Source organism: Trichocoleus sp. DQ-A3 (assembly GCF_039961975.1).
In the GTDB taxonomy this organism is placed as follows: Bacteria; Cyanobacteriota; Cyanobacteriia; order Cyanobacteriales; family FACHB-T130; genus FACHB-T130.
Genome location: NZ_JAMPKC010000020.1, coordinates 1 through 13,773, shown reverse-complemented (window position 1 = coordinate 13,773; position 13,773 = coordinate 1). Strand labels below are relative to the sequence as shown.

The 13,773-nt window shown below is 50.5% G+C and carries 7 protein-coding genes; 3 read left to right on the top strand and 4 right to left on the bottom strand.

Features of this window, described 5'->3' with window-relative positions; all coding sequences use genetic code 11:
* Positions 1 to 43: 43 nt before the first annotated feature.
* The 3 genes from NDI44_RS22085 (at position 44) to NDI44_RS22075 (ending at position 2,167) form a co-directional block, all read left to right on the top strand.
* Positions 44 to 451: a hypothetical protein gene (locus tag NDI44_RS22085; RefSeq protein ID WP_190411951.1), complete on the top strand. Its 408-nt coding sequence runs from the start codon at positions 44 to 46 to the stop codon at positions 449 to 451.
* A 72-nt stretch (positions 452 to 523) separates the two neighbouring features.
* On the top strand, positions 524 to 2,008 hold the full coding sequence (gene gatB, locus NDI44_RS22080) for an Asp-tRNA(Asn)/Glu-tRNA(Gln) amidotransferase subunit GatB (protein ID WP_190411950.1): 1,485 nt from the start codon (positions 524 to 526) through the stop codon (positions 2,006 to 2,008).
* A gap of 24 nt (positions 2,009 to 2,032) precedes the next feature.
* Positions 2,033 to 2,167, top strand: coding sequence for a hypothetical protein (locus NDI44_RS22075; protein ID WP_277877538.1), 135 nt, complete (start codon positions 2,033 to 2,035; stop codon positions 2,165 to 2,167).
* 409 nt (positions 2,168 to 2,576) lie between these two features.
* On the opposite strand, the gene NDI44_RS22070 is transcribed toward NDI44_RS22075, so the two are convergent.
* The 4 genes from NDI44_RS22070 to NDI44_RS22055 form a co-directional block, all read right to left on the bottom strand.
* The gene (locus NDI44_RS22070; protein WP_190412000.1) at positions 2,577 to 4,625 is read right to left on the bottom strand and encodes a response regulator; all 2,049 of its coding nucleotides are present in this window, start codon (positions 4,623 to 4,625) and stop codon (positions 2,577 to 2,579) included.
* Positions 4,626 to 4,807: 182 nt separating this feature from the next.
* The gene (locus NDI44_RS22065; protein WP_190411999.1) at positions 4,808 to 5,422 is read right to left on the bottom strand and encodes a chemotaxis protein CheB; all 615 of its coding nucleotides are present in this window, start codon (positions 5,420 to 5,422) and stop codon (positions 4,808 to 4,810) included.
* A gap of 164 nt (positions 5,423 to 5,586) precedes the next feature.
* Positions 5,587 to 6,423, bottom strand: a complete 837-nt coding sequence (locus tag NDI44_RS22060; protein ID WP_190411949.1) for a protein-glutamate O-methyltransferase CheR — start codon at positions 6,421 to 6,423, stop codon at positions 5,587 to 5,589.
* A 91-nt stretch (positions 6,424 to 6,514) separates the two neighbouring features.
* Positions 6,515 to 13,294, bottom strand: a complete 6,780-nt coding sequence (locus NDI44_RS22055) for a HAMP domain-containing protein (protein WP_190411948.1) — start codon at positions 13,292 to 13,294, stop codon at positions 6,515 to 6,517.
* Positions 13,295 to 13,773 lie beyond the last annotated feature (479 nt).

Below are 13,773 nucleotides of genomic sequence, written 5' to 3'. Positions count from 1 at the left end.
ATGCTAAGATGTTGGGCATTCCCTAATTTAGGAGAGTTGGTTGATGAAATCCTCAAAGGTTATTCTAGGAATTTTATTAAGCCTAACCTTATTAGGAGTCGGGGCGAGACTAGGACTCCAAAAAACGCCAGATGATGTCAGTCAAAGTGAGAAGTATCGCGATCGCTATGTTGCCTTTGTTCTGCCTAAGCTAGTTCGGGAAGTTCAAATAAGGCTGAACCTGGGAAAGAATCCAGGGGAAATCAAGCACGATTTAAAAGAATTTGCTCCGAAATATGAACAACTGATTGCAGACGCCGGTCGAAAAGCAGACGAAAACCTGGCGAACGAACCAAGAGACGCAGCCTTTGCCGAGCGATTCTGGGCTGAGAAGAAACGTATTTTAAAAGCAGAGTACGGAATCGATTGGAAATCACCAGCAGACATGAATCCAGAAGTCGTTTTTGATTAATTAAGGGCTGCGAGGTTAAGACAAAGCTAAAATAGAGCCGAAGTGTTGCAATTATCTGCACTCTGTAAGCTCATGACGACTGCTGCTCCGGTTAAAACTCAGTACGAAGCTATTATCGGTCTGGAAACTCACTGTCAACTCAGTACCGAAACCAAGATTTTCTGTAATTGCTCCACCGAATTTGGTGCGACGCCCAATCAGAATGTCTGTCCAGTGTGTATGGGAATGCCTGGAGTATTGCCGGTGCTGAATCAAAAGGTGCTGGAGTACGCGGTTAAAGCCGGTTTGGCTCTCAACTGCGCGATCGCTCCTTATAGCAAATTTGACCGTAAGCAATATTTTTATCCCGATCTGCCCAAAAATTATCAAGTTTCTCAGTACGATTTGCCCATTGCCGAACATGGTTGGCTAGAGGTTGAGCTAACTGACGCAGATGGCAACCCCATCCGCAAAAAGATTGGCATCACTCGCCTGCACATGGAAGAAGATGCTGGGAAATTGGTTCATGCGGGTAGTGAAAGACTCTCTGGTTCTACCTATTCTTTAGTAGACTACAACCGCACCGGCATTCCCTTGGTAGAAATTGTCTCCGAACCGGATATCCGTTCAGGGGTTGAAGCTGCTGAATATGCCCAAGAACTGCGCCGGATTGTCCGCTATCTGGGCGTCAGTGACGGCAATATGCAAGAAGGTTCGCTACGCTGCGACGTGAATATCTCCGTGCGTCCGGTTGGTCAGAAGGAGTTTGGCACGAAGGTCGAAATCAAAAATATGAACTCCTTCAACGCCATCCAACGGGCGATTGAGTACGAAATCGACCGGCAAATTGAAGCCATCCAATCCGGCGAGCGAATTATTCAAGAAACCAGGCTTTGGGAGGAAGGTAGCCAACGCACAGTGAGTATGCGGAAGAAGGAAGGCTCTAGCGATTACCGCTACTTCCCAGAACCCGACCTAACTCCCATACAAGTCTCCGCTGAGCAATTATCTAAGTGGAAGTCGGAACTGCCGGAACTGCCAGCGCAAAAACGTCATCGTTACGAAAGTGAATTGGGTTTGTCTGCTTACGATGCCCGCGTCCTAACCGACGATAGATCGGTGTCGGAGTATTTTGAAGCGGCGGTTTCTGCCAAGGCGAATCCCAAGCAAGCGGCTAACTGGGTGATGGGTGATATTTCTGCCTATCTCAACACCGCTAAACTGAATATCGCTGAAATTGCCCTCAAACCCCAGATTCTGGCGGAACTCATCTCCTTAATTGAAGACGGGACTATCAGCGGCAAAATCGCTAAAGAGATTCTGCCAGAGTTGCTCTCTAAAGGGGGTTCTGCGAAAGAACTGGTAGAGAGCAAAGGAGTCAAGCAAATCTCTGACAAGGGAGAGCTGGAAAAAATCATCAATGAAGTTCTAGCGGCAAATCCCAAAGAGCTGGAACAGTATCGCAGCGGTAAAACTAAGCTGTTGGGTTTCTTTGTGGGGCAGGTGATGAAGCAAACAGGAGGTCAAGCTGACCCGAAACTCACGAACCAAATGATGGCTAAGAAGTTGAACAGTTAGTTAGACAAGCCAAAATATACCGCCTTGCGGAGTCGTCAAAACCTACTCCGCAAGGCTGAAGCCCAGGCAACGGGTGCTGGTAGAAAATGTAGCGGATGTGCAGGCGATCGCTCGCAGAAATACGTATCTGCTACATTTGCCGCACAACCCTTTGCCTGATTTATGTTGACAATTATCTTCGTCTTCACTTCACATAAAAGCGAGGAAACTTCACGAAAAAAACAAAATAAGGGGTGACACCCCTCATCCCCAAGTGATATATTTTGTTTAGTAGATGCACCCTGATGATCGGGAGAGTCGCCCAAGTGGCTCTCCTTTTTTTTATGCCTTTTTCTGTGTGGGGATGGGTCACAGCTTCATCGGATCGACCTACAAGCAGACACGCGAAGCGTCGCTCAAGGCGCTGTAGCGGACGTTCGACTTCTTCGACAAGACGATCGGCGCGAACAGATAGTCCTGCTCCCATCGCGGGATATCTATCGCCTAACCAACGCTTACAGCCGTGCGGCTAGCAAGCAATCTCGTTATAGAAATCGCCTGATTGAAAGAACGATTGGTTTAGAGATTGCTACACGTCTGCGAGCTTTGTACTCAGCCCCGCCAAGTTTGCCACAGAAGCAATTAATTTGATTGCCTCAACGGGTTTAGGTAGGTGTACCTGGAAACCTGCTTCGAGTGCCTGCGATCGCTCCTCACCCCTGGCATAAGCAGTCAGCGCGATCGCGGGAATGCTCGTTTCTCCTCGCTGAGATTCCAAAGCTCTAACTTTGCGGATCAAGCCATAACCGTCCTCATTCGGCATTCCAATGTCGCTCACCAGTACATCGGGTTTTAAGTGTTCTAGAGCTTGCATCGCTTCCTGAACCGATGCCACAGCCGTCACTTGAGCGTGGTATTGTTCTAGCGCCGCCCTCAAAAAATCGCGGGTATCCGTATCGTCATCCACCACCAACACCTGCAACGTTTCCAGAGAGGGAGGAGACGCGACCGCGACTTTTTTACCTGAGGAGATAGACTCCAAATCGCAAGTCTTGAGCTGATCGGATACTACTGGCAGCTTCACGATAAATGTTGACCCTTTCCCTTCTCCCTCACTTCTTGCCTCAATCGTGCCGCCTTGCAGTTCCACTAAGTTGTGGACAATTGCCAAACCGAGTCCCAATCCACCATAGCGCCTGGTGGTGGTGCTATCTGCTTGACGGAAGCGATCGAAAATATAGGGGAGAAAATCTGGGCTGATGCCCACGCCGGTGTCGCTGATGCTAATTTGAGCGCGATCGCCATCCTTGAAAAGGCGCACCTGCACCTTTCCTCCTGAAGACGTGAACTTGATCGAATTGGAGAGTAGATTCCAAACAACTTGCTGCAAGCGGTTAGGATCGCCAGGAACCAGTTCCACGGAGCGATCGAGTATACTTTCCAATTGAATTTCTTTATCCTCAGCCGCCGGACGAACCGCATCCAGCGCCGCCTCAATCACGGGTACAAGATTAACTTGACAGATATTTAACCGCAGCTTCCCGCGAATAATCCGCGAGACATCGAGAATATCCTCAATCAGTTGCGCCTGTAACTTGGCGTTGCGCTCAATCGTTTCCAGGGCACGGGCTGTTGTTTTTTCATCATACTTGCGACTGCGGAGCAGTTGAGTCCAACCCAGCATCGAGTTGAGGGGAGTGCGGAGTTCGTGAGAGAGGGTGGCGAGGAACTCATCTTTAATCCGGTTCGCCGCCTCGGCTTCCTGTCGTGCCACCTGTTCGCGGATCATCTGAGCGCGGGCTTCCTCTGCGGCTTTGCGCTCGGTGATGTCTTCTAGGGTGCCGACATGACCGATAAGTTCGCCGGTATCGGTCAGCATCGGGGAGGAGCGCAGGTAAACCCAACGCACAATCTCCTCCGGAGTTTGGCAGCGAAACTCGTTAGAGCATTCCTGACCGATGCTCATGCAAGTAGACCAATGTCTATAGACGCGATCGCGGTCTTCTGGATGTACCGACTGCAACCAGCCTTCTTCGTAGAGCGAGGCTAAAGTTCCCGTTTCTACATTAGGCGTTAAGCCACAAATCGCTTGGCAGCGCGGATTTGCGTATGTACAGCGCCCTTCAATATCGGTCATAAAAATGCCTAGGGGCGAGCAGGCACTTAACGAGCGAAAACGCTCTTCACTTTGCTTAAGTTCTAAGTTAACAGCAGTCAGTTGTGCCGCTTGTCGTTTCACCTCTGCGGTTTTCTTGAATAAGTCAACAAACACCCCCACCTTGGAGGTTAATATTTCCGGCTCCAGCGGTTTCAGCAGGTAATCTACTGCACCCAGGGAATAACCTTTGAAAACCAGAGAATCGCTACTGCTAAATGCGGTTAGGAAAATAATCGGCGTGTGGCGCGATCGCTGTCGTTGTCGAATCAGCTTTGCCGTCTCAAATCCATCTAGACCGGGCATCTGGACATCAAGCAAAATCACGGCAAAATCCCGCTCAAGCAGACATCGCAAGGCTTGTTCGCCCGATGTAGCTCTGACCAAATTTTGACCGAGGCTGCCCAGGATCGCCTCCAAAGCCAGTAAATTTTCTGGGTGATCGTCCACAAGGAGGACGTTAACTATTTCTTCGGGCTGCATTTTCTGGAAGGTCGGGACTTGTTTGAGCGGCTTTGTCGAGCCTGCCACTGTTTCGCTATTGATACCACTATCCAAAGTTACAAATTTTAGAAACCAGAATCCAGGGTTTTTAGATGAAGATTTGATGTGTCTAGATTCGGCTGTTGAGCTACTAGGGCTTTGGCGTCACATATCTGATTTTTTCACCTCACAGCCGATTGACAAAGGTTGACTAAAAGAGGGGCAATGTCTTGGAGCTGCACAATCCAGTCTACCGTTACAGATGCGATCGCGGCTTCCGGCATAATCCGGCTTTCTGCTGTTGCAGGCTCTTGTACTATAGCCCGTCCGCCGCGTGCTTTAATTTTTGCCAAGCCTTTCGCTCCATCCTGACTTGCTCCGGTTAAAATCACCCCGATAACTCTCTGTGCATAAGCATCAGCCGCCGATTCAAACAGCACATCAATCGACGGTCGGGCATTGCATACAGGAGCCTCAGTGGAGAGTGCTAATGTGGCGATGCCTCCGTACCGACCTTGGCGGTGTCCCCATGCCTGTCGGGGTTCCACCAGTAAGTGATAATCAGCGGGAGCTAGGTATACCCGTCGAGGCAGAATTTCTTCTTTATCTTCCGCTTCCGCCACCGGCAAAGTGCTGTACTGCTGGAGAAAGAAGCTCAGCGTGTTATCAGAGGCTTTGTGACGGTGTTGGACGACAACCACAGCCGCTGGGAAAGTATTTGGTAGACCTGCGAGCATTACGGTTAAAGCTTGTAACCCACCTAATGATGTGCCGACAACAACAATATCAAAAGTCATACTCACCATGAATCAGTAGATGGGCAAAACTCAATAAAACGGGTGGGTAGTGAAGGATTTCCAATTACCTACTACTCTTGACCTAAAAAATGTTCACCTCCTTTTTATTCCATTGATTTGGGAAATCTTGCATTTATGTGTAATTTGTAATTGGAAAGTTTTAATTAAGCCAATTTTCGGTAAATCTTTTCATGATTTTCTAACTCCTCATAGTGTTTTTCGTATAGAGTGGTTTTCAGGGATTCCTGACGACCTAATCCTAAAATCCCAAATCTACAAAGGCTATCGTACAAAAGATTGTGAACCCGTTCCTGAAGAAATGGATTGAAATAGATTAGGACGTTGCGACATAAGATGACATTAAATTCATTAAAAGAACCATCGATAGCTAGATTATGTTGAGAAAAAATAATGTTTTCTTTGAGTGACGCCCGAAAAATAGCGCTATCATAAGCAGCGGTATAATACTCCGAAAAAGACTTAATCCCGCCTGCTTTGAGATAATGCTGAGTATATTCCTGCATTAAATGGAGGGGAAAAATGCCACTTTTGGCTTTTCTTAATACCATCTCATTCATGTCGGTTGCATAGATGCGGCAACGGTGATAAAGCTCTTCTTCTTGCAACAAAATTGCGATTGAATAAACTTCCTCTCCAGTTGAACAACCTGCACACCAGATCCGAATAAATGGATATGTTCGCAATAAGGGAACAACTTTATTTCTAAATGTTAAATAAAAGGTCGGATCGCGGAACATGGCGGTCACGTTGACGGAGAGACCGAGCAGAAATCGCTCCATCGCGTTTGCATCGTGGAGGACTCTTTCCTGAAGCGCGGATACACTGCTTAAATGCTCCGCACGAATCGCATTCCAGATGCGGCGCTTGAGTGAAGCGGGAGCATAATTTCGGAAATCAAATCCGTAGTAACGATACACGCCCTCCAATAGCAACTGAATTTCAATATCTTCAAGTTCGCTGCTATTTTTGGGCGTGTTCATACAGTAAAAAGTAAAAAGTAGAAAGGTAAAAGAAACAGAGACAAAGAAACAGCAAGAACTTTTGCTGCTTCTTTGCCTTTTTTCTTTTGCCTTATCGATAGAGCCAGACGCGAAGCAGGGAGAGCAATTGCTCGGTATCCACAGGTTTGGTGATGTAGTCGGACGCACCCGCTTCAATACACTTTTCGCGATCGCCTTTCATGGCTTTGGCGGTGAGAGCGATCATCGGTAGTGTTGCGAATGAATCGAGTTGGCGAATGGCTTGCATGGTTTCGTAACCGTCCATTTCCGGCATCATCACGTCCATCAGGACAATATCAATGTCGGGGCGTTCTTGCAACTTCGCAATGCCATCTCTGCCATTTTCGGCATACAACACTTCCATTTGATGGAGTTCCAGCATACTGGTGAGGGCAAAGATATTCCGCACATCGTCATCAACAATCAAAACTTTCTTGCCAGTCAGAACCGGATCGGTTTGATGCAATTGTTCCAGAATTTGTTGTTTCGGGCGGGGTAAATTTGCCTGCACTCGGTGGAGGAACAAGGCGGTTTCATCCAGAAGACGTTCTGGCGATCGCACGTCTTTGATGATAATCGTCTCGGCAATGCGCTTGAGTTCGGTTTCTTGTTGTTTGGTTAATTCCCTGCCGGTATAAACAATGATCGGGAGTGTCGTCAGGCTAGGCTCCTGTTTGATTTGCTCCATCAACTCAAATCCAGTCATATCCGGCAGTCCCAAATCCAGTACCAGGCAATCATAGTGCCCGGTTCTCAGCTCTTCGAGTGCCTCTGTCCCAGTGCCTACCGCCGTCGTCTGCACGTCGCTATTGCCGATTAGTTCGACAATGCTGTGGCGTTGAGTTTCATCATCTTCTACGACCAGCAAGTTCTTCACGGGGCGCTCGACAAATCCCTTAATGTCAGATAGCGCCTGCGCTAACGCTTCGCTGCTGACAGGTTTTTGTAGATAAGCGATCGCTCCTTGTTGCAAGCTGCGCTGCTGGACTTCTTCGACGGAGATGATATGCACGGGGATGTGACGAGTGCCTGGGTCGTGCTTCAAACGGTCTAACACCGTCCAGCCATCCATCACCGGCAACCGGATATCTAGAGTAATCGCATCCGGCTGATATTCTCGCACCATTGCCAGAGCCGTATCGCTTCGCAACGCCACCAGCCCTTTGAAGCCCTGTTGTCGTGCCATATCTAACAAGATCCGGGCGAAATTGATATCGTCCTCCACAATTAGCAACACGCGATCGCCCGCTTGGATATCGTCCCGGTCATCGCTAATGTCAGCCATGTGTGCAGAACGCGGGTAGGGACTCGCGGCGACACTTGCCTCTCCGAGACTGGAGGAACGAACGCCGTCGTTTCGATTCGCCGGTGGAGTCGCCAGTGGAGTTGCTGGTGGAGTTGCTGGTAGAGTTGCCGATGGAATCGCCGGTCGAACATCAAGGGTCTGAGGGATACTGGGTGCGAGGGTACTGGGGGCGACGGGACTCCTCGCTCCTGGAAGGATACTTCGCACTTCCGGACTCATTCCTGCTGCCCCATCTTGATAAGCTTGCGGCAAATAGAGGGTAAACGTGCTTCCCTGTCCCGGACTGCTCACCAGACGAATTTCTCCGCCCAGCAGTCGGGCAATTTCTCGACTGATTGACAAGCCCAAACCCGTGCCGCCGTATTTGCGGCTGGTTGTTCCATCCGCCTGCTGAAAAGCCTCAAAAATAATTCTCTGCTTATCTGGTGCAATCCCAATCCCTGTGTCGCTGACGGCAAAAGCAATGACGGTCTGGGCGCGATTTAAACTGCCCTGCTCGGAACTCCAGCCGCCTGTGGCTAGCTCGACTCGTAATCGGACTGCACCCTGATCCGTAAATTTAAAGGCATTCGAGAGCAGATTCTTCAGGACTTGTTGTAACCGTTTCGAGTCGGTATACATTCCCTTGGGCAGTCTTTCGTCGGATTCTACGGTAAAGGCGAGTCCTTTGTCGTGTGCCACTTGCTGGAACGTTCGCTCCATCTGGCTCCGCAAATCGGTAAATAACATCTGATCGATGTCAACCGACATCGTTCCCGATTCAATTTTTGCCAGATCCAAGATGTCGTTAATCAGTCCCAACAGATCGGTGCCTGCGGAATGAATGGTGCGGGTGTATTCGACTTGCTTCGGCGTCAGGTTCCCCTCTGGATTATCAGAAAGTAGACGAGCCAAAATCAACAAGCTATTTAGCGGCGTCCGCAATTCGTGGGACATATTCGCCAAGAATTCCGACTTGTACTTCGAGGTGAGTGCCAGCTGCTCGGCTTTTTCCTCCACCGACTGTCTTGCCTGTTCGATTTCTCGATTCTTGCGCTCGACTTCGCGGTTTTGCATCGCGAGTAAGCGCGATCGCTCTTCCAGTTCTTCGTTGGTTTGCTGCAACTGTTCTTGTTGATTCTTGAGCAGTTCCTCGGATGCCTGGAGTGATTTGGCTTGTTGTTCCAGTCGCTTATTCGTTTCTGTGAGTTCTTTCTGCTGGGTTTGGAGTTCTTCTGCCAGGGCGGTAGATTGCTTGAGCAATTCTTCGGTACGCATCGAAGCCGCGATCGTATTCAGAACGATGGCAATGCTTTCGGTGAGTTGATCGAAGAAGGTGAGGTGAATCTCGCTAAATCGTCGGAAAGAAGCCAGTTCAATCACCGCAGTCACTTGTCCTTCAAAGAGGACGGGCAACACAACAACATTCAGCGGAGTCGATTCCCCTAAGCCAGAGCTGATCTTGATATAGTTGTCCGGCACCTCGCTGAGCAGAATCCGTTCTTTTTCCAGGGCGCATTGTCCCACCAAGCCTTCTCCTAAATGGAAGTGGTTGGCGAGATGCTTGCGCTCGCGGTAGGCATAGGTACTCAGGAGTTTCAAGAATGCCTGATGTTGCTCGCCACTTTCCATCAGGTAAAACACACCGTGTTGCGCGGATACCAGAGGAGCGAGTTCCGAGAGAATGAGTTTGGAGACGGTCTCCAAATCTCGCTGTCCCTGAAGCATCCGGGTAAATTTGGCGAGGTTGGTTTTCAACCAGTCTTGCTCGGTATTTTTCTGCGTTGTTTCCCGCAGGTTGGCAATCATCTGGTTGATGTTGTCTTTGAGGATGGCGACTTCGCCTTGTGCAGCGACGGAAATCGACCGGGTGAGGTCGCCTCTGGTTACAGCGATCGCGACTTCTGCGATCGCTCGTACCTGCGTGGTTAAATTCGCCGCCAGTTCGTTCACGTTGTCGGTCAGCGCTCTCCAGGTGCCGGCAGCTCCCGGCACCTTCGCCTGCCCTCCCAGCTTCCCTTCAATTCCGACCTCTCGCGCCACTGTCGTGACTTGATCGGCAAAGGTTGCCAGCGTGTCGATCATCTCGTTGATCGTATCGGCTAAGGTTTCAATTTCTCCCTTCGCCTCCAGCATCAGTTTTCGCTTCAAGTCCCCATTGGCAACTGCCGTTACCACTTTGGCGATGCCTCGCACTTGCGCGGTTAAGTTCCCCGCCATTGAGTTCACGTTGTCGGTCAAATCCTTCCAGGTTCCGGCAACGCCGCGCACCTCCGCTTGACCGCCCAATTTCCCTTCAGTTCCCACCTCTCGCGCCACCCGCGTTACTTCTGAGGCGAAGGAGGAAAGCTGATCCACCATCACGTTGATCGTGTCTTTGAGATCCAAAATCTCGCCTTTGACATCAACCGTAATTTTCTTAGAAAGGTCGCCATTTGCTACCGCCTTCGTCACTTCCGCGATGTTCCGCACCTGCGCCGTTAGATTCCCCGCCATCAAGTTGACGTTATCGGTCAAATCTTTCCAGGTTCCGGCAACCCCTCGGACATACGCTTGTACGCCGAGTTTTCCTTCCGTTCCCACCTCTCGCGCTACCCGCGTTACCTCCGAGGCGAAGGAGTTGAGCTGATCCACCATCGTGTTGATCGTGTTCTTCAGCTCTAAAATTTCCCCTTTAACATCGACGGTAATTTTCTTAGATAAGTCGCCGTTCGCCACCGCCGTCGTCACTTCCGCGATGTTTCGCACCTGCGCGGTCAAGCTTCCCGCCATGAAGTTCACCGAATCGGTGAGATCCTTCCAGGTTCCGGCAACCCCTCGCACCTCCGCTTGTACGCCGAGTTTCCCTTCCGTACCCACCTCTCGCGCTACCCGCGTCACCTCCGAGGCGAAGGAGTTGAGCTGATCCACCATTGTGTTAACGGTGTTTTTCAGCTCTAAAATTTCCCCTTTAACATCGACGGTAATTTTCTTGGATAAGTCGCCATTCGCCACCGCCGTCGTCACGGCGGCAATGTTTCGCACCTGCGCGGTCAAGCTTCCCGCCATGAAGTTCACCGAATCGGTGAGATCCTTCCAGGTTCCGGCAACCCCTCGTACATCTGCTTGCACGCCGAGTTTTCCTTCCGAACCCACCTCTCGCGCTACCCGCGTCACCTCCGAGGCGAAGGATGAAAGCTGATCCACCATGATATTGATCGTGTTTTTCAGCTCTAAAATTTCGCCTTTAACTTGGACGGTAATTTTCTTGGATAAGTCGCCATTTGCGATCGCAGTTGCCACTTCCGCAATGTTTCGCACTTGTTCGGTGAGGTTCCCCGCCATCGAGTTCACCGAATCGGTGAGATCCTTCCACGTTCCGGCGACGCCTCGCACTTCTGCTTGTACGCCTAATTTCCCTTCCGAACCCACCTCACGCGCCACCCGCGTTACTTCTGAGGCGAAGGACGAAAGCTGATCCACCATCGTGTTGATCGTCTTTTTCAGCTCTAAAATTTCGCCTTTGACATCAACCGTGATTTTCTTAGAAAGGTCGCCGTTCGCTACCGCCGTCGTCACTTCCGCGATGTTCCGCACCTGTGCGGTTAGATTCCCCGCCATCGAGTTCACCGAATCGGTGAGATCCTTCCAGGTTCCGGCAACGCCTCGCACTTCTGCTTGCACGCCCAGTTTCCCTTCCGTTCCCACCTCTCGCGCCACCCGCGTCACTTCTGAGGCAAAAGAATTGAGCTGATCCACCATCGTATTGACGGTGTTTTTTAGCTCTAAAATCTCGCCCTTAACATCGACGGTAATTTTCTTAGAAAGGTCGCCATTGGCAACCGCCGTCGTCACTTCCGCGATGTTCCGCACCTGTGCGGTCAAAGAACCCGCCATGAAGTTCACCGAATCGGTGAGATCCTTCCAAGTTCCGGCAACGCCCCGCACCTCCGCCTGACCACCCAGCTTCCCATCTGCGCCTACCTCTCGCGCCACCCGCGTTACTTCCGAAGCGAAGGAAGAAAGCTGATCCACCATGATATTGACGGTGTTTTTCAGCTCGAAAATTTCCCCTTTGACATCGACAGTAATTTTCTTCGACAAGTCGCCATTTGCTACCGCCGTCGTCACTTCCGCGATGTTCCGCACCTGCGCGGTTAGATTCCCCGCCATCAAGTTCACCGAATCGGTGAGATCCTTCCAGGTTCCGGCAACTCCACCAACTTCTGCTTGTACGCCCAGTTTCCCTTCCGTACCCACCTCTCGCGCCACCCGCGTCACTTCCGAGGCGAAGGAGTTCAACTGATCCACCATCGTGTTGACGGTGTTTTTTAGTTCTAAAATTTCCCCGCGCACATCGACGGTAATTTTCTTCGACAAGTCGCCATTTGCCACCGCCGTCGTCACTTCTGCGATGTTCCTCACCTGGGAGGTTAAACTTCCCGCCATGAAGTTCACCGAATCAGTGAGATCCTTCCAAGTTCCGGCAACTCCCTTCACTTCTGCCTGACCGCCCAACTTCCCATCTGCACCCACCTCACGCGCCACCCGTGTGACTTCCGAGGCAAACGAGTTCAGCTGATCCACCATCACGTTGATGGTGTCCTTCAAATCTAAAATTTCGCCTTTGACATCAACCGTGATTTTCTTGGAAAGGTCGCCATTTGCTACTGCCGTCGTTACTTCTGCAATGTTCCGCACCTGCGCTGTCAAGTTCCCCGCCATCAAGTTCACCGAATCGGTGAGATCCTTCCAGGTTCCGGCAACGCCGCGAACTTCTGCTTGACCGCCCAGTTTACCTTCTGTACCCACTTCGCGGGCAACCCGCGTGACTTCTGAGGCAAACGAGTTCAGCTGATCCACCATGACGTTGACGGTGTTTTTCAGTTCTAAAATCTCGCCTTTGACATCGACGGTGATTTTCTTAGAAAGGTCGCCATTTGCTACCGCAGTCGTCACTTCGGCGATGTTCCGCACCTGCGCGGTCAAATTTCCTGCCATCAAGTTGACGTTATCGGTCAAATCTTTCCAGGTGCCTGCGACGCCCTTCACTTCTGCTTGCACGCCCAGCTTGCCTTCCGTGCCTACTTCACGGGCAACCCGCGTGACTTCTGAGGCAAAGGAGGAAAGCTGATCCACCATCGTGTTGACGACCTGTGCGGTTTGGAGGAATTCCCCTTGCAAGGCTCTACCTTCAATCTCCGGTGCGATTCTCTGAGATAGGTCGCCATTGGCAACTGCCCGGATCACGCGAGCAGTTTCAGCGGTGGGTTGAACTAAATCTGTAATCAGGGTATTGACAGAATCTACACTTGCTGACCAAGAACCCCCTGCCGTTCCAATCGAAGCACGCTGGGCGATTTTTCCTTCTTTCCCAACAACCGTGCTAATCCGTTCTAGCTCATTCGCCATCCTCTGATTCATCTCAATGATGTCGTTGAGCGTATCGGCAATTTTCCCCGCCATGCCAGTCTGGTCAATCGGCATCCGGACAGAAAAGTCACCTTTTTTAACAGCTACGAGCGTTCTCAGGAGCTGTTTGGCATCGAGATTATCGGTATCGGGGGTTGCCGGTGCAGTGGGCATAGCTTTATCCTTCGAGGATGGTTACTTTTTGTCGCAGCCTGAGTAACGGGTTCAAAATTCTGTCATATCAATGATGATTCTGACGCACTGCGACCCTTTTTGAATACTTTTGGGCGACTCAAACGTGTTAACTTCTCGTTACAAGACGCAGGCTAAGCATTGCTACTTATCATTCAACAGCCGCGTTGTCGCTAACCAGTGGTGCGTAGATGCTTGTTTTCCGAGACTTGTTTGAGTTTATGAGTACAAGGTCGCCGTGTCAGTCATTAATATATCAAGAATCAGTTGGGTTGAGGGGTAGGCGCTAAGGGCAAGGGAGAGAGGATGCGATCGCATCCTCTCTCCCTTACAAGCAGAGTAGCCTAGCGCTCTTCTGTCACTCTAGGCAGCAGAAAATAGGGAATCTTGCATTTGTAGGGGGATAGGAACTGCGCCGTGAAAGTAATTCATAAGCGCAATCAAGCGTGAAAATCCCAAAG

Bases quoted from the DNA above. Each gene is read 5' to 3' on its own strand.
- NDI44_RS22060 (WP_190411949.1), bottom strand. From the start codon at position 6,423: ATGAACACGCCCAAAAATAGCAGCGAACTTGAAGATATTGAAATTCAG.
- gatB (WP_190411950.1), top strand. From the start codon at position 524: ATGACGACTGCTGCTCCGGTTAAAACTCAGTACGAAGCTATTATCGGT.
- NDI44_RS22085 (WP_190411951.1), top strand. From the start codon at position 44: ATGAAATCCTCAAAGGTTATTCTAGGAATTTTATTAAGCCTAACCTTA.
- NDI44_RS22055 (WP_190411948.1), bottom strand. From the start codon at position 13,294: ATGCCCACTGCACCGGCAACCCCCGATACCGATAATCTCGATGCCAAA.
- NDI44_RS22070 (WP_190412000.1), bottom strand. From the start codon at position 4,625: ATGCAGCCCGAAGAAATAGTTAACGTCCTCCTTGTGGACGATCACCCA.
- NDI44_RS22065 (WP_190411999.1), bottom strand. From the start codon at position 5,422: ATGACTTTTGATATTGTTGTTGTCGGCACATCATTAGGTGGGTTACAA.